Annotated in this window: 18 protein-coding genes; 10 read left to right on the top strand and 8 right to left on the bottom strand. The window is 70.8% G+C overall.

Annotated elements, in window-relative coordinates:
• The first annotated feature begins 68 nt into the window (after positions 1 to 68).
• Positions 69 to 1,058, top strand: coding sequence for a glycosyltransferase family 2 protein (locus ACQ3HE_RS14465; protein ID WP_430893233.1), 990 nt, complete (start codon positions 69 to 71; stop codon positions 1,056 to 1,058).
• Here ACQ3HE_RS14465 and ACQ3HE_RS14460 read toward each other — a convergent pair.
• Positions 1,055 to 2,335 carry a lipopolysaccharide biosynthesis protein gene (locus tag ACQ3HE_RS14460; protein WP_430893232.1) on the bottom strand — a complete coding sequence of 427 codons (1,281 nt, stop codon included), beginning with the start codon at positions 2,333 to 2,335 and terminating at the stop codon, positions 1,055 to 1,057. The genes ACQ3HE_RS14465 and ACQ3HE_RS14460 overlap by 4 nt on opposite strands.
• A gap of 102 nt (positions 2,336 to 2,437) precedes the next feature.
• A complete protein-coding gene (locus ACQ3HE_RS14455) occupies positions 2,438 to 3,283 on the bottom strand; it encodes a glycosyltransferase family 2 protein (RefSeq protein ID WP_430893231.1) in 846 nt (281 codons plus the stop codon).
• A gap of 120 nt (positions 3,284 to 3,403) precedes the next feature.
• Between ACQ3HE_RS14455 and ACQ3HE_RS14450 the strand changes: the two genes are divergently transcribed.
• The gene (locus ACQ3HE_RS14450) at positions 3,404 to 4,468 is read left to right on the top strand and encodes a glycosyltransferase (RefSeq protein ID WP_430893230.1); all 1,065 of its coding nucleotides are present in this window, start codon (positions 3,404 to 3,406) and stop codon (positions 4,466 to 4,468) included.
• Positions 4,468 to 5,580: a glycosyltransferase family 4 protein gene (locus ACQ3HE_RS14445; RefSeq protein ID WP_430893229.1), complete on the top strand. Its 1,113-nt coding sequence runs from the start codon at positions 4,468 to 4,470 to the stop codon at positions 5,578 to 5,580. The genes ACQ3HE_RS14450 and ACQ3HE_RS14445 overlap by 1 nt, the downstream gene beginning before the upstream one ends.
• Here the strand turns inward: ACQ3HE_RS14445 and ACQ3HE_RS14440 are convergent.
• Both ACQ3HE_RS14440 and ACQ3HE_RS14435 read right to left on the bottom strand, forming a co-directional pair.
• A complete protein-coding gene (locus ACQ3HE_RS14440; protein WP_159879369.1) occupies positions 5,466 to 6,803 on the bottom strand; it encodes a hypothetical protein in 1,338 nt (445 codons plus the stop codon). The genes ACQ3HE_RS14445 and ACQ3HE_RS14440 overlap by 115 nt on opposite strands.
• On the bottom strand, positions 6,800 to 7,720 hold the full coding sequence (locus tag ACQ3HE_RS14435) for a polysaccharide pyruvyl transferase family protein (protein ID WP_430893228.1): 921 nt from the start codon (positions 7,718 to 7,720) through the stop codon (positions 6,800 to 6,802). Before ACQ3HE_RS14435 ends, ACQ3HE_RS14440 begins: the two co-directional genes overlap by 4 nt.
• A 183-nt stretch (positions 7,721 to 7,903) precedes the next feature.
• Here ACQ3HE_RS14435 and ACQ3HE_RS14430 point away from each other — a divergent pair, with 183 nt between their 5' ends.
• Positions 7,904 to 9,349, top strand: a complete 1,446-nt coding sequence (locus ACQ3HE_RS14430) for a sugar transferase (RefSeq protein WP_159879365.1) — start codon at positions 7,904 to 7,906, stop codon at positions 9,347 to 9,349.
• A 22-nt stretch (positions 9,350 to 9,371) separates the two neighbouring features.
• On the opposite strand, the gene ACQ3HE_RS14425 is transcribed toward ACQ3HE_RS14430, so the two are convergent.
• The 3 genes from ACQ3HE_RS14425 to ACQ3HE_RS14415 are packed head-to-tail and all read right to left on the bottom strand — an operon-like array spanning position 9,372 to position 13,319.
• Complete coding sequence (locus ACQ3HE_RS14425; protein ID WP_411558611.1) at positions 9,372 to 10,649, bottom strand: O-antigen ligase family protein; 1,278 nt, start codon at positions 10,647 to 10,649, stop codon at positions 9,372 to 9,374.
• Positions 10,650 to 10,656: 7 nt separating this feature from the next.
• On the bottom strand, positions 10,657 to 12,084 hold the full coding sequence (locus ACQ3HE_RS14420; RefSeq protein ID WP_430893227.1) for an O-antigen ligase family protein: 1,428 nt from the start codon (positions 12,082 to 12,084) through the stop codon (positions 10,657 to 10,659).
• A gap of 56 nt (positions 12,085 to 12,140) precedes the next feature.
• Positions 12,141 to 13,319, bottom strand: coding sequence for an acyl-CoA dehydrogenase family protein (locus ACQ3HE_RS14415; protein ID WP_430893226.1), 1,179 nt, complete (start codon positions 13,317 to 13,319; stop codon positions 12,141 to 12,143).
• 196 nt (positions 13,320 to 13,515) lie between these two features.
• Between ACQ3HE_RS14415 and manA the strand changes: the two genes are divergently transcribed.
• On the top strand, positions 13,516 to 14,715 hold the full coding sequence (gene manA / locus ACQ3HE_RS14410; RefSeq protein WP_430893225.1) for a mannose-6-phosphate isomerase, class I: 1,200 nt from the start codon (positions 13,516 to 13,518) through the stop codon (positions 14,713 to 14,715).
• Between the two features lie 31 nt (positions 14,716 to 14,746).
• Here the strand turns inward: manA and ACQ3HE_RS14405 are convergent, their stop codons facing one another.
• Complete coding sequence (locus ACQ3HE_RS14405; RefSeq protein ID WP_430893224.1) at positions 14,747 to 15,727, bottom strand: GlxA family transcriptional regulator; 981 nt, start codon at positions 15,725 to 15,727, stop codon at positions 14,747 to 14,749.
• 93 nt (positions 15,728 to 15,820) lie between these two features.
• Here ACQ3HE_RS14405 and ACQ3HE_RS14400 point away from each other — a divergent pair, with 93 nt between their 5' ends.
• From ACQ3HE_RS14400 to ACQ3HE_RS14380, 5 genes are all read left to right on the top strand, one after another.
• Entirely contained in the window at positions 15,821 to 15,964 is a 144-nt protein-coding gene (locus tag ACQ3HE_RS14400) for a hypothetical protein (protein ID WP_159879355.1), read from the top strand.
• 54 nt (positions 15,965 to 16,018) lie between these two features.
• Complete coding sequence (galE, locus tag ACQ3HE_RS14395; protein ID WP_159879353.1) at positions 16,019 to 16,981, top strand: UDP-glucose 4-epimerase GalE; 963 nt, start codon at positions 16,019 to 16,021, stop codon at positions 16,979 to 16,981.
• A gap of 186 nt (positions 16,982 to 17,167) precedes the next feature.
• Positions 17,168 to 17,497 carry a WhiB family transcriptional regulator gene (locus tag ACQ3HE_RS14390; protein ID WP_079002812.1) on the top strand — a complete coding sequence of 110 codons (330 nt, stop codon included), beginning with the start codon at positions 17,168 to 17,170 and terminating at the stop codon, positions 17,495 to 17,497.
• A gap of 111 nt (positions 17,498 to 17,608) precedes the next feature.
• Positions 17,609 to 20,974: a glycosyltransferase gene (locus ACQ3HE_RS14385; RefSeq protein WP_430893223.1), complete on the top strand. Its 3,366-nt coding sequence runs from the start codon at positions 17,609 to 17,611 to the stop codon at positions 20,972 to 20,974.
• Positions 20,964 to 22,397, top strand: coding sequence for a DUF5719 family protein (locus tag ACQ3HE_RS14380; RefSeq protein WP_430893222.1), 1,434 nt, complete (start codon positions 20,964 to 20,966; stop codon positions 22,395 to 22,397). Before ACQ3HE_RS14385 ends, ACQ3HE_RS14380 begins: the two co-directional genes overlap by 11 nt.
• Position 22,398: the final 1 nt, after the last annotated feature.

Genomic DNA, 22,398 nt, shown 5'->3' with positions numbered 1-22,398 from the left:
ACGAGGATACCAGTGGGGCGGCCGGGATAGGCTGTCGGGTGGTCCGGTGAGCGGTGAGGAGCGGATCCATGCCAGCAGCATCAGTCGACGCACGCGTGTCCGTCGCCCTCTGCACCTACAACGGTGGGGAGTTCCTCGCCGAGCAGCTGGAGAGTGTCGCGCGGCAGACGGTGCTGCCCGGCGAGATCGTGATCAGCGACGACGGGTCGACCGACGGTACGTCGGCCATCGTCGAGCGGTTCGCCGAGGCGTCGCCGATCCCGGTCCGCTTCCTGCGGAACCCGACCGCGCTCGGCGTGACGCGCAACTTCGAGAGCGCCATCCGCGCGACCGTCGGGGAACTGGTCGTCCTGTCCGATCAGGACGACGTATGGCGGCCCGACCGCGTCGAGCGTGCCCTTGCCGCCTTCGACGCGCGTCCGGAGCTCCAACTGGTGTGCTCGGACGCCAGGCTCGTCGGAGCCGACGGTATCCCGCTCGGCACCACCCTGTTCGCCTCGCTGTCGATCGGGCCGTCCGAGCGCGACCGTATCCGCGCGGGCGAAGCTTTCGGCGTGCTCTTGCGACGCAACCTCGTCACTGGCGCGACCGCGATGTTCCGACGTGCGGTCTTCGACGCGGCAGCGCCGTTCCCCGCTCCGTGGGTGCACGACGAGTGGTTGGCGATCGTGGCCGCAGCACGAGGACCGATCGAGTTCCTGGACGAACCGCTCGTCGACTACCGGCAGCACGGCGCGAACCAGATCGGGATCGTCGAGCCGACGCTGGCGTACAAGATCTCGAGACTGATGCAGCCGGGGCGCCAGCGCAACCGCGACATCGCAGATCGCGTCGCCGGTCTCGCTTCCTGGCTCGACGATGCCCGTGAGCCCGCGCCGCGCGCCGACCCCTCGGACGTCGTCGCCAAAGCGGCCTTCGAGCGGTTCCGTGCCGATCTCGCTCCGGCCCGGTGGCGACGGATCCTCCCTGTCATGCTGCGTGCTCCCCGCGGCGAGTATCAGCGGTATGCGAGCCAGGGGGCGCTGGACATCGTCAGGGATCTGCTGCAGCCGGCCTAGCCTCGAGTCACCTGCCAGACGGCCGCGCCGACCACGACGACGCCGAGGGCGAGGAGGCCGCCCCGCCACGGGGCTCGGTGGCGCGCGGCGAGGAGGAGCAGCGCCATCACGACGAGTTCCCGGGCGTTCACGAGCCAGGCCGCGAGCTGCAGGTCGTGGAGGGCGACGATGCCGACCGGGAGGGACAGCAGCACGCCGACCGCTTTGACCGGACTCGCCCAGCGCATCCGGCTCTCGGCCTGGAGGACCGCCGTGACCGACCAGGCGACGACCGAGGGAGCGACCGACAGGGCGAGGACGGGGACGAGTGCGAGGGCGGGGTCCCAGTCGTCTGCGAGGACGGGGTCCGCGACCAGCTCAGCCCCGATGCTCGTCGCCACGGCGGCCACGACCGCCAGGACCAGCGATCGTCGGAGCGAAGCCTCCGTGACCGCGACGATCTCGGACCCACGGCCGTCGCGTGCCGCCTCGGCGAGGACCGGCCGGAGGACGTTGATCGTGGCCAGCGCCGCCGCATCGCCGATGCTCCGTGACAGCGACATGGCGAACGCATACTGGCCGAGACGTGCCCCGCCAGCGAGAGCCCCGATCGAGAGGCGGTCGGTCTGCCCCTGTCCCCAACCGAGGAGCGAGAACAGCGCCGTGTGCAGGTAGTCGCCCAGGACGTTCACGGTCGGTTCGCGGGAACGCGCGTCGGCGGCGGACGCGCTGGGGAGTCGCGCTGCACGTCGCCGGTTGAGCAGGGCGAACCCCGCCTCCGCGAGCATCGCCTGCAGGGCGCTGGCGAGCAGCGATCCCGTCGCCAGGAGGGTCGGCACGCTGCAGAGCAGGGCTGCTGTCGACGACCACGCCTGATGCGATGCGATCTCCTTCCATCTCCCGGCTCGCTGCAGGCGGACCAGGGCGTCGATGCCTACGGCCGAAGCCGCCGGGACGAGGACGAACGGCGCGAGGGCGATCGCCTGCCATCGGTCCTCCGCGTGATGCGTCAGGAGCAGGGCTCCGACGGTCACGGCGAGCGCGGCGCCTCCGATCAGCGCGGACCAGACCCGGAACCGGTGGACGAACCGGTCCCCGGCCTCGGTGCCTCCGTGGACGACGGCGGTCTGCCGGGCGGCCGTGTCGCCGACGGTCTGGACGAGCGTGAGGGCGAGGACCATCCACGCGTACATGCCGACGAGGGACGGCGTGAGCCGGGCGGCCAGGACGAGCATGATGAGAGCCGACGCCACCCGGGGAAGGATCCGCTCGACGATCGCCCAAGCGAGGTGGATCATCGTCCGCTCACCCGCACGGTGGTCGATCCGCGTCTCGGTCGGTGAGCGTTGTCGTGGCGTCGGCGGGACCCTCGTCGTCGTCGGATGCCACGATCGTCGTGATCACAGGTACCACGTCCTCGATTGCAGGCTCTCGAATACGCGCCCTGCCCTCGACGAGAGCCGCTCGACACCACGTCGACGGCGCGTGCCGTCGCGGCTCGGGCTGATGACCTGGAGCGCTCCGACGACGAGGACGATGGGGAGCTCCCAGCCGAAGGACCTCGGCATGCCCAGCCCACGGTGTCGTCGGAACAACCGCACCGTTCCCCGGCCGTAGCCGAAGAACTGCCGAGCCACGGCTCGAAGGTCACCGCGAAGGCGGTACTCGACCACGGCCTCAGGGACCGCGGTGGTCGGGTGACCAGCCGCCGCCGCCCGCCAGAAGAAGTCCGTCTCGTCGCCACCGCCGAGCAGGGTCTCGTCGAATCCACCGAGCCGGTCGAACACCCGTCGTTGAAACCCACAGTTCGCTCCCGGCGGCCATGGATGGAAGCCGTGCACGGTGCTGACGGCCTCCTGTCTTCCCGCAGGTGTGCCGTCCGGGAGGGTCCGCTCGAGCGCGCCGCCGACGCAATCCGCACCGGCTTCCAGCGCGCGCCGGTGAGCCTCGATCCAGCCGGCCTGGACGACGTCGTCGGCATCGCAGAGGAGCACCGCTGAACCCCGTGATGCCCGGATGCCGGTGTTGCGAGCGTGGTTGATACCCGGCCTGCCGCTCGCGTCGACGAGGCGAACGCGCCCGTCCTTCTCACTGAACCGGCGGACGAGTGCTGCGGTGCCGTCGACAGAGCCGTTGTCGGCGACGATGATCTCGATGTCGACGGACGAGCCTTGAGCGAGCAGGGCTTCGAGTTGCGTGGCGAGGGTCTCCGAGCCGTTTCGGCAGGGAATGACGATCGAGTACACGGGCCTCCGGATCTGGCATGGGCGAGGTGACCAACTTTGCCGTCGACTAACATACAACATATGAGATATGAGCCTGATCGTCGTCGTCCACCCGCTCATCCCGTTCGACGAGCGGCAGACATGACGACCGTGCTCCATGTCACCGACTGCTACGCGGGTGGGATCCCCGTGGCGATCGAGGCCTACGTGCGGAATTCACCGCCGGGCGTCGAACATCACCTGCTCGCGCAGATCCCGGACGGCGCTCCGCTCGACGAGACGCTGTCCGACTGCTTCGCCTCCGTGACCGCGCTCGGGCGGCGGCCGCTCGCTGCCGTGCGGGCGATCCGGCGGGTGCGCCGTCGTACCGGGGCCGACATCGTGCACGCCCACTCGAGCTTCGCCGGTGCGTACGCGCGGGTCGCCCTGCGCAGCTCGCCGCGGACCCGCATCGTCTACACCCCGCACTGTTACGCGTTCGAGCGCGCCGACCTCTCCGTCTGGAGCCGCCGTACGTTCCGCGCCGCCGAATGGTTGCTGTCCTTCAACGTCGAGACCATCGCCGCCTGTTCCGAGGGCGAAGCAGCAGCGGCGGAACGTCGCGGCCCCCTCCGGCCGCGCGTCGTCCACGTACCGAACGTCGTCTCGGTTCCACTGCCCGATGCCCGCCGAGAGGGCGCGGGGCGGCACCGGCCGCTGCTGGTCGCGAGTCTCGGACGCATCGCTCCACAGAAGGATCCGATGCGGTTCGCCGACGCCGCGGCGTCGATCCGTGCCCGAGGGATCGAGGTGGTCCCGGTCTGGATGGGTGATGGCGCGGACGACGACGTCGCCCGGTTGGAGGCCTCCGGTGTGCACGTCACCGGGTGGATCCCGCATGCCGAGGTGGGCAGACGGCTCGCGCACAGCGACGTCTACCTCCACACCGCCGCCTGGGAGGGGTTCCCGCTCGCCGTCCTGGAGGCGGTGCAGGCCGGTGTCCCGTCGCTCGTCCGGCCGATCGCCGCGTTCGGGACGCTCCCGGACGCCCTCACACTCGACGGTGGTCTCGAGGCGCTGATCGCCAGCAGACTGGCCGGACCCCGGGCGTTCGCCGCGTGGGCCGAGACGAACGTCGCCAGCTGGTCGGATCGCCTTCGGGGCCACACCCCCGCCCATCAGCGGACGGCGCTCGCCGAGGCCTACCGGATACCGCAGGTGGCCTGATGCGGGTCGCTGTCGTGCAGTGGGGCCGCACCGGTGCGGGCCCGCTCTTCGCCGCCGAGTTGGCTCAGGCGCTCCGCGACGGCGGGTGCGACGTCGTCGTGTCGCACTCGCTCGACGCCGAGGTGGCCGATCGGTTCGTCGCCCTCGGTGTGCCGTCCTTCACGATCCGCACGTATCGCGACAAGCGCGGCGCGGTGCTCGGCCTCCCACGCCTCCTCTGGGCGGCGCTCCGGCTCGACCGCTTCCTCCGGCGGCATCGCATCGACGTCGTCGTCATCGCCATGGAGCAGCTCTGGCAGGGGGTGGTCGCGCCCGTGTTCCGCTTCGGCGGTCGTCGGAGTCTGCTCTGCGTTCATGACGCGGCCATGCACCCCGGGGACTTCTCGCGGCTCGAGCATCTCCTGCGTCGTGCCGAGCGCAGGGCGGCGGACGGAGCGATCGCGTTCTCCGCGCCGGTCGCTGCCGCACTCACGTCCCGTGGCGAGTTCCGCGCAGACCGCGTCCACGAGACCGTCCATGCCGCGTACCGTGTCGACGCGGACCGTGCCGTGGTCCGGTCGACGTACCGGGAGGGTGTTCCGGTCATCGGATGCTTCGGTCGGCTTTCGGCGTACAAGGGGCTCGGTCTGGGGGTGGAAGCGATCACCGAACTGCGCCGCCGCGGGATCCGGGTCCGGTTGCGGGTCGTCGGGTCCGGAACCGACGACGCCCTCGACCTCCTCCGACACGAGGACGACGAGCTCGAGAACCGCTGGGTCGGCCAGGAGGAGATCGCGCAGGTGGTCGGCGGGTTCGACATCGCCCTCCTGCCGTACACCGAGGCCAGCCAGTCCGGTGTGCTCGCCTACGCGATGGCGCTCGGGGTACCCTCCGTCGTGACGCCGGTCGGCGGCCTCGCCGAGCAGGCGATCGCGTCAGGATCGGGCATCGTGGCCACGACGCTGACGTCGACCGCGCTCGCCGACGCTTTGGAGGAGATCCTCGCCGACGCCGATCGTTACCAGGCGCTCTCCGCGGCGGGTGTGCTCGCCGCAGCGGGTCCGTTCTCCTGGGCGCGAGTCGCGGCCGACGTGCGCGTCGCGGCAGCATCCGTCGTGTCCACGGGTCGCTGACCCCTTCGAGATGCGGCGGATGGCGGCCCCCACCGGGCCGGGGCTCCCGTCGCTCCGGGCCGCAGGCTCAGGAGGAGGCACACGGCGACGATCAGCATCGGTGTGAGATGCCGGAGGAACGAGCCGTAGTCCGGCTCGAAGATCGACTGCACGATCAGGAAGGCGAGGATCGCCGCGAACAACCGGTTCTGGAACGCCGTGAGGACCGACGAGCCGCGGGGCGCTCGGATCCTCGCCGACCGGATCGCGGCGATGAGCGACCCCCAGATGGCGAGCAGGACGAGCGCGACGACGAGGTAGATCGCCCCGCCGCGAAGCATCAGCGGGATCGGGATGATGAACGAGGCGAAGGTGAGGGCACTGTTGACGAACCCGGACACGGGGCCGGCACCGGGGAAGAACTGCACGATCAGGGTGTTGACCGATTCCGCGCTGCGGTGCTCGTTCACCGTGAGGCGGTAGTGGTCGAGGTCGACACCGACGATCAGCGGGAAGACGACGGAGAGCCCGGCGTAGAGCGTGAGAATGACCGCCAGCGTGGCTGTCCAGCCGCGCCGCGCCCGCAGCGCGAGACGGAGCGCCAGATAGAGGCCGGCTACGAGGAACCAGTACGTGCGGAAGCCCTGGGCGTAGAGCAGCATCGCGGCCACCGGCACCAGCTCGGCCGACAGGCCCCGTCCACGGTGCGCGATGAGGGCGAGTACCGCGCCCACGGTCAGCAGGTCCTTCGTGTACGCGCCGTGGTAGACGGCGGCGAGTGCGACGCAGCTGATGATGATGGCCCAGTCCACCCACTCGGCGGTCGTCGTCCGGGTGCGCGAGATCGCCACCGTCAAGACGAGCAGGTAGCTCGCGACACCGACGAGGGCGGCGAGCGTCGGCAGCTCGGCGAGGCCCATCCAGCGGTAGACCGCGGCGATGAGCTGGAACGACGAGTCGGCCTCGGTGAACGTCCCCCGGTTCACGCTGATGATCGTGCCCTCGTCGTTCGCGAAGTGCCCGGGCAGTCCTGGTTGGTCGGCTGCCACCCAGGCGAGCGCGAGGAGCGAGGCGATCATGAGGAGCGCACCGCCGGCGAGCGGACGGTCAGGTCCCCGCCCGCCGATATCGGGCGTCGGTCGCGTCAGCTGCCGACGCCACGCGGCACGGTGGGCGCTGGCCTCCGCGCGGGCTCTGGCCGCGTCCCGCCGCGTCAGCTGCGCGGAAGGCTGCCCGGAGGTCACGGACGGATCGTGTGCTCGAAGCGCAACCTCGGCTGGAGGTCACCGAACCAGGTCTCCGCGTAGTTCGACAGCTTGCGGTTGTTGTTGTCGAGCGCGACGACCCGGCGGCCCATCTGCAGCCCGATGAGCATGGCGTGGAGGCGATCGGTGACGACCACCTCGCCGCGGGCGATCAGCCGGACGGCGGCGTCGAATCGGCGTTCGGCTCGCCGCATCCACGCGGCATGGTCGCGCTCCATGAGGGGTTTCAACACCGGGTGCTTCGCCGCCCGCCAGCCGAGCCACTCGTGCGCCCGGAGGTCCAGGGGGTCGGCCGGCCAGTCGGCGCTCTCGGAGTCCGCGAGCCCACCCGCGGTCTCATCGTCCGTCCGGGCGATGACGATGCGTCGCTGCGTCGGTTCGGGGGCGCTGATCGGGCCGAGGAGATGCACCGCGTCCGGCGAGAGGTTGAGGTCGTCGACCTCGTCGCGGAGGAGGTCGTAGGAGCTCTGGTCGCGAACGGCGACCCGCAGCTTGGGCCGGGCGGCGAACCGTCGGGAGAACGCCCGGCGGTCTGCATCCGTAGGGAACACGACCGACTGCGGTGCCTGGATGAGCAACGTGTCGACCGGGAGGTGCTCTGCGAGATCGTAGCGAGCCTCGCTCAGCACCGGGTAGAGGCCTCCGAGATTGCCGCCGCCCTGGATGAGGACCGGGATCGACGAGTCCCGGACCCGCTCCGGGATGCTGCCGGCGCTCGAGGTCGTGCGGACGGCGATGTCGTGTGTGCGCCAGAACCTGGCCTGTCCGAGGGCGATGGCCGAGTCGCCCGAGTTCCGGTGATCGGGGAACTGCGTGTAGTGGAGTTCGGTGACACCGCGATGCAGCTCGACGAAGGAGGCTTCGGCGCGCTGTCGCATGGTCTCGAGGTAGGGCATGGGTGCTCCGTCCGGATCGACACCGAGCGTTGCGCTGGAATCGGATACTTCAGTTGGTCGAATACATTATGCTCGATTGTCGCCGGGTCGTCTCGCACTCCGGCCATCGACCTCGCCCACCGACCGGTGCGCGCCGAGGCTCGATCCGATGCACACCGGAACATCCCCAGGGAGGCCACCGTCATGCCCTTCGTCGAAGCCCGCCGCTGCTGGGAGCGACGGTGCTCGCGCATGGTCCTCGTCCTCGACCTCCTGGCCGTCACCCTGGCGCTCACCGTGACCCAGCTCCTGTGGTGGGACGCGTACTGGCGCGGGACCGTGGAGGTCGTGGGGCCGTTCGGACGCCTCGACCTGGGCTACCCGGCGGTCACCCTCGCGCTCGCCGTCGCGTGGTGGTCGCCCCTGGCGGCTGCCCGGTCGCGCCACCCGCGGGTCCTGGCGGACGGCTGGACGCCGTATCGGCGGGTCGTCGTCGTGACGACGACGGTCTTCGGCACGGTGGCGATGGCGTCCTACCTCCTCAAGCTCGAGATCGGACGCGGGTTCCTGCTCACCGCCATGCCGCTCGGGGTCGCCCTCCTCCTGGCGGTCCGCTGGGGCGCCCGTCGACACCTCCGTGCGCGGCGACGCGGAAGCGCACTCGTCTACCGCACGCTGCTCGTGGGGGACCGCGACCAGGCGGTGCATGTCGCCGAGCGCATGCGCCGGGGAGACTGGGCAGGGCATCGGGTGGTGGGCGTCGCGACCCCGGGCATCGTCGACGATGACCGCATCGTGGGTGCCCCCGTCCTCACCGGGCGACCCTCGATCGTCGACGCCGCCGAGGAGGTCGAAGCGGACACGGTGATCCTCGTCGGCCCCGTCGAACTCACCCCCGCCGAGCTCCGCCGCCTCGGTTGGGACCTCAGCGAGCGCGGGGTGAAGTTCATCATCGCGCCGACGCTCACGGGTGTGGCCTCGACCCGCCTGCACCTGCAGGCGGTGGCCGGTATCCCACTCATCCACGTCGACCACCTGGAGCTGTCCCGGCTCGAGGCGGCGGCGAAGCGGGCGTTCGACGTCATCGGTTCCGCGACGCTGCTCCTGCTCCTGGCCCCGGTCATGCTCGTGGTCGCGCTCGCGGTGAAGACGACGAGTCGGGGGACCGTGCTGTACCGGCAGGAGCGCGTCGGCCTGCGCGGCCGCCCCTTCCAGATCCTGAAGTTCCGCTCGATGGCCGCAGACGCCGACACCGGAGCAGCCCTCGCCAGGCAGCAGCATGCGGACGAACTGCTCTCGAAGGTTCCGGACAACCCGCTCGTGACGCCGATCGGACGGATCCTCCGGAAGTACTCGCTCGACGAGCTCCCGCAGCTGTTGAACGTCCTGGGTGGTTCGATGAGCCTCGTCGGCCCGCGGCCTCACCGTGGGTGGGAGGTCGAACGCTACGACCTGCTCGCCCAGCGACGCCTCCTGGTCAAGCCGGGTATGAGTGGACTGTGGCAGGTCAGCGGGCGGTCCAACCTCTCCTGGGACGACTCCGTCGATCTCGACCTGTACTACGTGGAGAACCGGTCGGCCGCGATCGACCTGAAGATCCTCGCGCAGACGGTGCGGGCGGTCGTCGCCCCGGGAACCGATGCACGGTGATCCGGCGCCGCTCGGGCCGGGTTCAGCGTTCCGGAAGCTTGTGCCGCCAGCTCAGCCCGCCGGCACCGATGACCGCGCAGACGACGAGGAGCAGCCAGCCACCGCTCAGCAGCAGGCTGCTCTCGGCAGCGCCCGATGCGAGCAGGGTCACGACGATGAGCGCGGCCCAGACGTGCACGACGCTGCGCCGATTGGTCGCGATGAGCCAGGTCCGCACGAGCGCCAGACCGCCGAGGAGGAGGAACAGGGCGAGCCCGATCAGTCCGAGCTGCAGGTACACGTCCAGGTAGGCGTTCAACGCCGAGTCGTTCGTGCGGCCGAGGCTCGCGTCGATGAACCGGTACGGGACCGCATCGGAGACCCAGCCGCCCGTCCACCCCCAGCCGTTGAGTTCGCTCGGGGCCAGGCGTCTCAGGGTCTCCTGCCAGAGCGCGTAGCGTTGCTCGATCTCGAGCCCGAGACCGAGGACGCGGAACACCTCGGATCGGAGGAGGTACCCGACCAGGCCGACGAGCGCGAGGACGGTGAGGAGGACGAACTGCCAGGTGCGGCGGAGTTCCGGTCGGAGTTGCCTGAAGACGTAGAGCACGGCGGTCGCGATGCCGAGGGCCGCGGCGAGGAGTGCGACGCTCGGCGAGCGCGTGCCGAGGATGAGCCCGATGGCGAGGGCGATGGACCCGATCGTCACCCCGTGCCGCACGGAACGGGTCCGCCATTCGACGACGAAGGTGACGAGACCGAGCAGGGCTGCGATGCCGAGGGCGCTCCGGGTTCCGAAGACCCCTTCCAAGGGGCCGCCGAAGGCGAGGTTCCCGCTGATCCCGAGGAACGGCAGCGGGGTGTCGATGAGGACGCCGCTCACGACCTCGAGCGCCAGGGACGTGCCGAGGAGTGCGCGGAAGGCGGTGCCCGTCGCCCGGACGATCTGGATGGTGTCGCGGGTCAGCGCGATCACGATGGCGATGAAGGCCCACGCGAGCTGCCCGCCGATGGCGGGTAGGGTCGCGAGGGGCGTGGCGCTCCACACCACCGACACCGCGCTCCAGGCGAGGAACAGCAGGACCGAGATCGGCAGGAGGCCACGCCACTCGATGATGGGGAGGCGTGCGAGGAGGATGCCCGTGCCGATCGTCGTGAGGCCGACGAGCATCGCGCTGAAACCGGCGACACCGATCAGGCTCGTGACGAGGTGCTCGCCGAAGGCGGTCGCGACGGCGATGGTGGCGAACGCGGCGGCCAGCGGCGCTGACGAGAGGACGCGTGCGGCGACGGAGAACGCGTCGAAGTCCGCCGGTCTCACGCCGGGCTCATCCGCCGACGACGTCGCGCCGGTGCGTGGGTGCGAGGTCGGCCGAGGTCGCGACGGCGGGGATCGGCCAGGCGGGTTCCTGCTTCGTCTTCACGACGAGGAGCACCAGGAGGACCCAGCCGGATTCGATGAGTAACCGACTCTCCGCGACCGACTGCACGACGAGGGAGACCGCGATGAGGACGGGGGCGAGCGAGAGGGCCGTGTACGGCCGCCGTGCGTCGAGGTCGACGCGTGGACGGTCGACGGCCAGGAACCAGGTGCGCGTCAACATGGACAGGACGACCGCGGCGAAGAGCACGAGGCCGATGACGCCGAGTTGGAACCAGACGTCGAGCCAGGCGTTGTGCGCCTGGAGCTGTCGGACGCCGCGTCGGATGACGAGGTCGGTGAAGAGCGGCTCCCACGGTGCCCACGGGCTCGAGAAGCCCCAACCGAAGACCGGTCGCTGTTCGATGAGGCGCCACACGGTCGCCCAGATGTCGAGTCGACCGGTGAGGTCCGGGCTCTTCCCGAGGAGGCTGAGGAGTTGCGTACGGAAGACGACCGCTCCCACCGCGCCGACGACCCCGATGCCGAGGAAGCCGAGGTACACCGGTGTCCTCGCCTCCGGGCGAGGTGCCCGACGGATCGCCAGTGCGGCGGCGAGCACCACCGCCGTCACCACGGCGGCGAGCAGGATGGTGGTCGAGAAGCTCAGGAGGAACATCACGACGGAGAGACCGAGGCGGATGAGCAGGGTCCAGCGACGTTCGGGGCCGGCCAGCCTGGCTGCGCCGGGCTCGTCGCGGCGCGCCGCCAGCCGGAGCCCGAAGACGATGATCCCGAGCAACGCCACCACGGCGAGGAGGTTGGCGTTCCCCGAGATGCCCTGGATGCGTCCTCCGGAGAACAGGAGGTCCCGCGACCAGTAGTCGAGCAGGGGCGGGTCCGCCGCGTCACCGGCGTAGAAGTTCGGGAGCACCGGGTGCCGGATGATCGCTGCGACGACGAACTCGAAGAGGAGGGAGAGTGACAGCACCCACGTCACGGCACGGCCGAGGACCCGGATGACCTCGGGCCAGGAGAAACAGCCCGCGAGGGTCACGCCGAGGACGGTGCACAGCGCCGCACCGAGCAGGGTCGCGGCCGTGCCGCTCGGGTAGGCGGACCAGGCGAGCGAGACGATCGACAGCACCCCGTAGCCGACGAGCGACCACGGTACCCGTGTGCGCCGCCAGTTCGGTCGGACGACCATCAGGCACGCGAGCGCGGCACCACCTGAGACGAGTGCCACCGCCGTGTAGCCCCAGATGGTGAAGAGGTTCGTCCAGAACGTCCCGGCGAGGACTGCGAACGTCGCGAACACGGCGACGTGTCTGACGACGAGCGCGCGTGTCGTCAGCGCTGCCGGCGGGCGGGGCGGGGCGGGTTCGGTGGACAGCATCGTGCCCCCAGGGTAGCGGCTGCGGCCGGCACCGAGGCCCTGGTCCGGCCCGGTGGTCAGACGAACGCCGCGGTGCCGGTGATGGCCCGCCCGACGATGAGCGCGTTCATCTCCCGCGTGCCCTCATAGCTGTAGAGGGCTTCGGCATCCGCGAAGAACCGGGCGGCGTGGTAGTCCAGCACGATGCCGTTCCCACCCATGATCTCCCGTGCCCAGGCGACCGTCTCGCGCATCCGCGCGGTGCAGAACGCCTTGGCGAGCGCGGAGTGCTCGTCGCGCTGGGTGCCCTCGTCGAGCATCTGCGAGACCCGGACGCACATCGCCATCGATGCCGTGATGTTCCCGAGGCACCTCGAGAGGAGGTCCTGGATCAGCTGGTGGCCCGCGATCGGCTTGCCGAACTGCACGCGCTCCTTGGCGTAGGCGACCGCCGCCTCGTACGCGCCGACAGCGACGCCGACACTCGACCAGGCGACGCCGGCGCGGGTGAGCCGCAGGACCTTCGCCGTGTCGCGGAAGGAGTTCGCGTGCTGCAGCCGGAGGCGCTCGGGGACCCGGACATTTTCGAGGGTGATGTCGGCGTTCTGCACCATGCGCAGGCTGATCTTGCCCTCGATCTTGGTCGCGGAGTAGCCGGGGGAGTCGGTCGGCACGATGAAGCCCTTCACCTGACCGTCGGCCGTGTCCTTCGCCCAGATGATCGTGATGTCGCTGAAGGTCGCGTTGCCGATCCACCGTTTCGAGCCGGACAGGATCCAGTCGTCGCCGTCCCTCGTGGCCGTGGTGCGGAGCCCCTGTGCGCTGTCCGACCCCGACTGCGGCTCGGTGAGACCGAAGGCGCCGAGGACCTCGCCGGAGGCGAGCTTCGGAAGCCACTCGTCCTGCTGCTCCTGGGACCCGCACTCGCTGATCGAGCCCATGGTGAGGCCGTCCTGCACCCCGACGAAGGTGGAGATCGACGCGTCGATCCGGGAGAGCTCCATCGAGGCGAGGCCGCGGAACACGGCGCTGTTCTCGAACGGCGTCGTCTCCGGCCAGGCCCACCGGGCGACGTCGAGCTCGAGGAGCGGCGTGATGAGGTGCTTCGGGAACTCCGCCCGCTCCCAGTACTCGTTCACGATCGGCTTCGCCTCGGTCTCGGCCCAGGCTCGGAGGCGGGCGATGGCCTCCTGCTCGGGAGCCGTCAGGAGGCTCTCGAAGCCGTAGAAGTCGCTGGCGAGGGGTTCGAAGATCATGGTCCGTTGCTCCATTGCGTCCGCTGGCGCCGGATCGGCGTCCCGGCCAGCCTAGGCAGGTGTGCTCGGCGCGGACAACGGCTTGGTAGTTTGGTGCACGGTGCCGGGCGACCGCGTCGCACGGCTTGTAGGACGACGCCAAGCGGCCCCAGGGTCCGGCTGGCGCGTCACCCTCGTCCGTCGAAAGGGCTCCACCATGTTCGTGCCGCTCCGTGCCACTCCTCGTGACTACGCGTGGGGGTCGTCGACGGCGATCGCGGAGGTGCTCGGGTCCGAGCCCTCGGGACGTCCGGAGGCGGAACTCTGGCTCGGCGCACACCCCGGGGCCCCGACGCCGATCGCGGATCCATCGACGGTGGGGGGACATGCCGACCTCGAACGTTGGCTCGCCGCCGATCCCGCCGCGCTCGGCGGGCACGGCTCGCTGCCGTTCCTCCTCAAGGTCCTCGCAGCGGCCCATCCGCTCTCGCTGCAGGCCCACCCCGACCTGCACCGGGCCGCCGCGGGCTTCGCCGCCGAGAACGAACGCGGGGTGCCGCTCGACGCTCCGCACCGCAACTACAAGGACGCGCTCCACAAGCCGGAACTCATCGTCGCGCTCCGGGACGGCTTCGAGGCGCTCTGCGGGTTCCGCGAGCTCGCCGCGACCGATGCGCTGCTCGTCGAGCTGGTGGCCTCGGCACCCGATCCGGCTGCGGCAGCGCGCATCACCATGCTCCGCGGGATGCTGGTCGCCCCCGACGGGCTCCGCGACACCGTGCGGATCCTGCTCGAGCAGCTCCCCGGCGGGCTGCTCGACGCCCTCGTCGCGTCCGCCGCGGCTCCCGGTTCGGGTGCATTCGACGCCGAGCGGGCCCTGGTCGGGCGGCTCGCGGAGGAGTATCCGGGCGATCCGGGCATCGCGGTCGCCCTCCTGCTCAACCTCGTCACGTTACGAGCGGGGGAAGCGCTCTACCTCCCCGCCGGCAACATCCACGCCTACCTCCGGGGGATCGGCGTCGAGCTCATGGCCGCGAGCGACAACGTCCTGCGCGGGGGGCTCACGCCGAAGCACGTCGACGTGACCGAGCTGCTCGAGGTCCTGGAGTTCGAGCCGAGGCCGGTGCCGTGGCTGAACCCGACGGACCTGGGCGGTGGACGCAGCCTCTTCGTGCCGGACGTGCCGGACTTCGAGCTGCTGCGAGTGGATCTGCCCGCAGAGCCGTCTGAGCAGGATCCCTCGTTCCACCTCCCCGGACCCGGCATCGCGATCGTGACCGACGGTTCGGCGCGGATCACCGGAGCCACCTCGTCGGTGGAGCTCGATCGAGGTGGCTACGCCTTCGTCACGCCCGACGAGGCGGAGCTGCGCTTCTCCGGGACCGGGACCCTCTTCCTCGCGACGACCCAGGGCTGACCGCCCGGCCGGGTGGTCCGGTCCAGGCGGCTCAGGCGCTCTCCCGCACCCCGAAACTCCGCCGGTAGGCGGCGGGCGTGGTGCCGAGGACGCGGTCGAAGTGGTGACGGAGGACCGCCGCGGTGCCGAACCCGGTGTCCGCAGCGATCCGCTCGACACCGTGGTCGGTGCGTTCGAGCATCTCCTGCGCTCGGAACAGGCGTTGTCGGTTCAGCCAGGCGGCCGGCGTGCTGCCGAGCTCTGAGCGGAAGCGGCGCGCGAAGGTCCGCTCGGACATGTGCGCCTGCCGCGCGAGACGCCCGATGGGCAGGTCCTCGGCGAGGTGGTCGAGCATCCAGTCGACGACCGGGGCGAGCGACTCGCACTGCTGCGCCGCGACGGGGGAGAGGACGTACTGCGCCTGACCGCCGTCGCGCTGCGGCGGGACGACCATCCGGCGGGCGATGACGTTGGCGCTCGCCGCGCCGTACTCCTGTCGTACCAGGTGCAGGCACGCGTCGATGCCGGCAGCGGTCCCCGCGCCCGTGATGACCTTGCGGTCCTCGACGAACAGCACGTCGGGGTCGACGGTGGTGCCCGGGAACGTCGTCTGCTGCTCGCTGGTGTACATCCAGTGGGTCGTGCTGCGGCGACCGTCGAGCAGCCCTGCCTGACCGAGGACGAACGACCCGCTGCACACGCTGAGGACCCAGGCACCCCGCGCCTCCGCCGCTCGGAGGACGTCGAGGTAGGCCTCGTCGACCGCTCCGCCACGCGATCCGCCACGACCGGTGATCACCACGAGGTCCGCCTCGGCCGCGAAGGACAGGTCGTCGTCGACGATCATGTCGAAGCCCCGCGCACCGTCGTCGCTCAGGTTCATCCGGACCGGACCGGGGTCCTTCGTGACGATGCGGAGGTCGAAGGCGGGACCGCCCTGGTCCGACCGGTCGATGCCGAAGACCTCGCAGACGACGCTGAACTCGAACGGCTGGAGCCCCGGAATGGCGAGCAGGGCGACCTTCGACAGCATGGGACCTCCGGATGATCGATTTGGCAGGAATGTGCTTATTTGCGTCCATTCTGCCACTGGTGGCAGTTTTTCACCATTCCTAGAGTTTCAGACATGTCCATCATCGCACTCGTCGTCGGCTTCCTCATCGTCCTCGTCGCGGTCGTCGCCTCCGCCGCGACCATCCGTGCCGTCCTGACGGACGGCTATCGCCGCGTCCCCGTCCGCCCCGCCGCGCGGGGCACGCGCCTCCAGTAGTCTGGTCACTCCGTCTGCAGCACGGCAGGTGGAGGACTCCCTGGAGGAAGCATCGTGGCGTGGCTGGTGACGGGCGGAGCCGGATACATCGGAGCCCATGTGGTTCGGGCCTTCCAAGCGGAGGGGATCGACGTCGTCGTCCTCGACGACCTGTCGAGCGGGCACGAGCGCTTCGTCCCGGCCGGGGTGCCGTTCGTCCGCGGAACCCTGCTCGACGGCTCGGTCCTCGAGCGCACCTTCTCCGAGTTCGAGCTGAGCGGTGTCGTCCATGTCGCCGGGTACAAGTACGCGGGTGTCTCCGTGCAGCGCCCGCTCCACACCTACGCCCAGAACGTCACGGCCACCGCGATGCTGCTCGCCGCGATGGAGGAGCACCGGGTGGAGCGCATCGTCTTCTCGTCGAGCGCCGCGGTGTACGGGACGACGGACGTCGACCTGGTCACCGAGGACACCCCGAAAGCGCCCGAGTCGCCCTACGGCGAGTCCAAGCTCATCGGCGAGTGGCTGCTCCGCGACCAGGGTGTCGCCACCGGGTTGCGTCACACCTCGCTGCGGTACTTCAACGTCGTCGGTTCCGGGACGGACGAGGTCTACGACACGAGCCCACACAACCTCTTCCCACTCGTCTTCGACGCGCTTCTCGCCGGACGCACCCCCCGCATCAACGGTGACGACTACCCGACGCCGGACGGCACCTGCGTCCGCGACTACCTGCACGTCGCGGATCTCGCGGCCGCGCACGTCGCCGCAGCCAAGCGGCTCGATGCGGGTGAGTCCCTCGAGGCCGCCTACAACCTCGGGAGTGGGGACGGGTCGAGCGTCGGCGAGATCATGACCGCGATGGCGGAGGTGACCGGGATCGACTTCACCCCCGAGATCATGCCGCGGAGGGCGGGCGATCCTGCGCGGATCGTCGCGTCCGGTGCGCTCGCAGCTCGCGATCTCGACTGGCGGATGCGACACGATCTGCGCCAGATGGTGGAGAGCGCATGGCGGGCCAGGCGCGCCGCCGACTGACGTCGCGCGACCGCTCGATCCGCCCAGGCGGGCCCCGACACCCAGTTCGGGTCACACCCGGCGCGTCGCGAACCCTCACCTCGTGATTGAGGCTTTACGATGCGCGACTTGACTCGACCATAACTACAAGGGTGTAATTATGTATCGCGCCGCGTGGCGCAGGGTACGACTAGGTGGGGAGACGGTATGGCGATTCCTGAGTATCGTGCCGGAGTACCCGACGACTGGTTCGTCGATCCGGTCAATCTCGGAGTCCCCGGCGTCCGTCAGCCTGCTGCCGAGGGCGAGGACGACACCCAGCTCTCCTGGCAGACCGACGCGCTGTGCGCGCAGACCGACCCCGAGGCGTTCTTCCCCGAGAAGGGTGGCTCCACGCGCGACGCGAAGCGGATCTGCACCAGCTGCGACGTGAAGTCGCAGTGCCTCGAGTACGCGCTCGCGAACGACGAGCGCTTCGGCATCTGGGGCGGCCTCTCCGAGCGCGAGCGCCGGAAGCTGCGCAAACGCGCTGTCTGACGCTCCGTCGGACGCTGACCGAATCGCTCCCGACTCACCGGAACACCCCCGATTCGGGGCGCGCCCGCTCGGTTCCCGCTCTTCCGGCCGGACCCGCTTAGTCTGAATCCGATGTCTCCCCGAGTAACGGCGATTCTCGTGGTGCGCGACGGCTCAGAGCCGCTCGCACGCACGCTCGACGCCCTCCGTGCCCAGACCCGTCCGGCGGACGGGATCATCGCCGTCGCCACCCGCGCGAGTGAGGCGACGATCGAGGAACTCGGTCGCGTCCCCGGCATGAAGCTCGTGACCTCGACCGAGGACCTCAGCTTCGCGCAAGCTGTGGCCGCCGGCGTCCGCGTCACCGATCAGCCGGAGGACGCCGAGCAGATGCTCTGGTTGCTCTCCGAGGACACGGCTCCCGAGCCGACGGCGCTAGCCGCCCTGTTGGGCGCCCTCGAGGTCTCGCCGTCCGTCGGTGTGGCCGGCCCGAAGATCCTCGACTGGGACGACGCATCGTTCCTCCGGCGCTACGGCGAGACGATCACCACCCTCGGGGCGGCGGTCCCTGTGGTCGAGGACGAGCTCGACCAGGCCCAGCACGACACGATGAACGACGTGATGGCGGTCGGTCCGGCCGGCATGCTCGTGCGCCATCAGCTGTGGGACCAGTTGGGCGGCTTCGACCAGGCCCTCGTGGCGGACGACGCCCTCGACTTCTGCATCAGGACCCGCCTCGCGGGCTATCTGGTCGCGGTCGTGCCGACGGCGCGGGTCGCCTCCGCCGGCGAAGGCATCGCCGGGCCCTCCTGGTCGAACCGGCTCGGCGCGCGTCGTCGTCGCCATCGCCAGGCCCGCGCCGCACAGCTCCACCGGCGTCTCGTCTATGCGCCCGGGATCATGGTCCCCGTGCACTGGCTCAGCCTCGTGCCACTCGCCATCCTGCGGGTCATCGGCCACTTCGTGAAGAAGCAGCCCGAGCTCGTGCTGGGCGAGCTCTCGGCGGCGTTCGCCGTCGCGTTCTCCGGAACGAAGGTCGGGAGTGCCCGGCGCCAGCTCGCGAAGAACCGCACCTTGGGCTGGTCGAGCATCGCCGGCTTGCGGATGCGACTCGACGAGGTCCGACGCAAACGCGCGCTCGCGCGGGAGGCGACGCAGATCGGCTTCATCGGTGAGGAACGCGACCTCCGCTTCTTCTCCGGCGGAGGCGCCTGGGTCGTCCTCGCGACGGCGGTCATCGGAGCGGCGATCCTCGCTCCGCTCCTCGGAGCCACGTACCTCACCGGTGGGGGACTCCTCCCGCTCTCGGCGACTGTCGGCGAACTCTGGCAGCACATCGGCTTCGGGTGGCGCGACGTCGGCCTCGGCTTCGTCGGTGCCGCCGACCCGTTCAGTGCGGTCCTCGCGGTGCTCGGGACCATCACCTTCTGGCAGCCTTCGTTCTCCCTGGTCCTGCTCTTCCTGCTCGCGCTGCCGCTCTCGGCGCTCGGCGCCTGGTTCGCCGCCACCCGGCTCACGGAGCGCAGCGGTCCTCGTGCGGTGGCGGTGCTGCTCTGGGCGCTCGCCCCGACGCTCCTGACCGCGCTCGCCGATGGCCGTCCCGCGGCCGTCATCGTCCATGTCCTGCTGCCCTGGCTCTTCTACGCAGGTGTGGTCGCGTCCCGGTCGTGGGCCGCAGCCGGCACGAGCGCCTTCCTGTTCGCCGCGATCGTCGCGAGCTCGCCGTCCCTCGCCCCGGCGTTGCTCGTCATCTGGGTCGTCGCGATGGTCTTCGCCGGTCGAGGTGTCGCCAGGGTCGGACTCATCCCGATCCCCGCCATCGCGCTGTTCGCCCCGCTCGTCTGGCAGCAGGGGCTCCATCGCGACAACTGGCTCGGACTCCTCGCCGACCCGGGCGTCGCGACGCCCGGGACCGCGGCGTCCGGCTGGCAACTGTCCCTCGGCTTCCCCGGCGGCAGCCTGGGTGGATGGAGCCAGCTCGGCGCAGCGCTCGGGCTACCGGGTGCGACTCCCGCCATCGTGGTACCCGCGCTGCTCGCGCCACTCGCGATCGTCGCTCTGCTGGCCCTGTTCCTCCCGGGCTCCAGACGGGCCGTCCCGTTGCTGATCGCGGCGTTCCTCGGACTCGTGTCGGCGGTGTTCGCCACGCATCTCCTCCTCGCCTCGGCCGCCGGAACGGCCGTCCCCGTCTGGGCCGGCGCGGCGATCAGCCTGTACTGGCTCGGGATCGTGGGTGCTGCGACCCTCGGCCTCGATCGCATCCCGCGGTTCCGGGCTGCCCCGGCGCTCGTCATGGTCCTCGCCGCCGCGGTGATCGCCCTCCCGCTCGCGCTCGCGCAGCCCCTCGGCACCTCGGTGGTCCGTGAGAGCTCCGGTCGCCAGCTGCCCGCCTACGTGACGGCCGCTACACAGACCGATCCGCGGCTCGGCACCCTCGTCATCACGCCCGGCGACGACGGGACCATCACCGCAGTCGTCATCCGTGGACAGGGGGAGACGCTCGACGGCCAGTCCACCATCGCCCAGACGGCCCCCGGCGTGTCCTCGGACGACCGCGTCGTCGCCGAGCTCGCCGGCAACCTCGCGTCGCAGAGCGGACTGGACCCGACGGAGACTCTCGTCAAGCACGGCATCGCCTTCGTGCTGCTGTCGCCGGTCGCCGACGGCGAAGAGCAGACGGCGGCGGGTCAGACCGCCGGCCGTGCGGCGAGCGCGCTCGACGCGAACGCGGCGTTGGTCGCCGTCGGTGACACGACGAGCGGGACGCTCTGGCGCACCGTCGCGGACGTCGGCACCGGTCCCGAGCTCCCCACGTCCAACGTGCTCGGCACCCTCATCGGTGTCGGCCTGGGCGTCGTGTTCCTCATCACCCTGCTCCTGAGCATCCCCAACGGTGCGTCCCGCGACGGGTACCGGGCGGGATCCAGGAAGCCTGCGAAGCTGAAGGGCCGTGCCGCTCGCAAGGCGGCCGCGTCCGGGGCGACGGTCGCCGTGATCGACGACGACGCGTCCGGCTCCTACGACGACGAGGAACCGACCGCCGATCTCGACGAGGAGGCGGAGGGACCCGAGTCGGCCACCACCGCCGACGCGTCGACCCGCCCGTCCAAGCCGCGTTGGTGGCGTCGGGGGCAGGCCTCCTCCGCCGAGGCGCCCGTGCCCGCGGCGGTGAATGCCGAACCAGCCGATGACGCCGATTCCGTCGACGACCGCGCGTCGACCGCGGACACCGGGTCGGCCGACGACACCGTCGCTCGCGATGGAACCGACCCGGTCACGGACGTCGCCGTCGACACGGACCACGACGTGACCGGGTCGACTCCAGACGCCGACGCCGACACGAACACCACAGCCGGCCAGGTCCCCGACGAACCGGCGGTCGCCACGGGCGATGTCGCCGTGCCCGATCCGGATCCGAGCGACTCCACCGAGACGACGCCGGATCCCGACACCACCCGCCGGGACACCCCGGGAACGGAGCAGCCGCATGCCCAGTAAGCGCGGAGTCGCCATCACCTCCGGTCGGATCGTCACCGGCCTCGTCGGGATCGGGATCGCCGCGGTCACGATCGCGGCGGCCGGGCAGTTGCCCCTCCCGACGGTCGAGATCGCCCCTCAGGACATCCGAGTCACCCCGGTGGCCGGTGACCAGTCGGTCGTGTGCCCTGGGCCGCTGCTCGCCCTGGCCCAGGATGCGACGGCCGCTACGGCAGCCGGCTCCTTCGGCCCGGCGACCGTGGACTTCGGAGCGAACGGGGTGACGCCCACGACGAGTGAGTTGGCCGCACCCGACAACACGAGCGGTACGGCGGACGGTGGACCCACGGTGATCACCGTCCCCGGCGCGACCGACGGGACGGTGACGCCCCTGAGCGGCGCGCAGTCGCAGATCGCCGCGGAAGCCGAGGTCGCCGGTCTGGCAGCCGCCGCTTGCACGCCGGCATCGGCCGAGAGCTGGCTCGTCGGCGGATCGAGTGACATCGGTCGCACCACGCTGGTCCTGCTGAGCAATCCGTCGGCCGTCGATGCGAACGTGACCCTCGAGGTCTTCGGCGCCGCCGGGCGGATCGACGCTCCGGGTGCCGCCGGGATCGTCGTCGCCACCGGCACGCAGCGGGTGATCGCCCTCACCGGCCTCGCACCCAATGAGCCCACCCCGGTCGTGCACGTGACGAGCGAGGGCGGCCAGGTGGTGGCGGCGCTCCAGCAGAGCACGGTCCGCGTCCTGACCCCCGGTGGCGTGGAGGTCCAGGGACCGACCGCGTCGCCTTCGACCGACCTCGTGATCCCGGGCGTCGTCGTCACGGCCCCGGCGGCCGCAGGGGCGAGCTCCGACACCGCGTCCGTCGACGACCGAGCAACGGCCCTCAGACTGTTCGCGCCGGGATCCGAGCCAGCCGACGTCGTCATCACCGCCACCCGAGAGAACGCGAAGGACGAGCCGATCGTCATCGACGCGACCATCCAGCCGGGCGTTCCCGGTGAGATCGCCCTGGCCGAACTCCCGGTCGGTGAGTTCTCGCTGGAGATCACCTCGACCCGACCGGTGGTCGCGGCGGCCAGGACGAACTCGCGCGGCGGAACGCTCGAGGACTTCGCCTGGTTCGGAGCGACGCCCGCACTCGACGACACCGCGGCCCTCACGGTCCCCACCGGGCCGGGGCAGAAGCTCCACGTCTTCAACCCGTCTGGCTCCGACGCCGAACTCACGTTGACGGGGGCTGACGGCAAGGAGACCACGGCGAAGGTCGGCGCTGGAGCGGCCGTGACCATCGGCGTCGGCGCCGGTCAGAGCTACGTCCTCGCCGGGGCCGACGGCCTCCACGCCTCGATCAGTCTCGCTGCGGCGGGGCGGCTCACGTCGCTGCCGGTCACGCCGCCGAACCCGCTGGCGGCGCCGATCAGCGTCTACCCGCGCTGAC

Source organism: Plantibacter auratus (assembly GCF_050587365.1).
Taxonomy (GTDB): domain Bacteria; phylum Actinomycetota; class Actinomycetes; order Actinomycetales; family Microbacteriaceae; genus Plantibacter; species Plantibacter auratus.
Note: the sequence above shows the minus strand (reverse complement) of the source record. Positions and strands in the feature narration are given on the sequence as shown.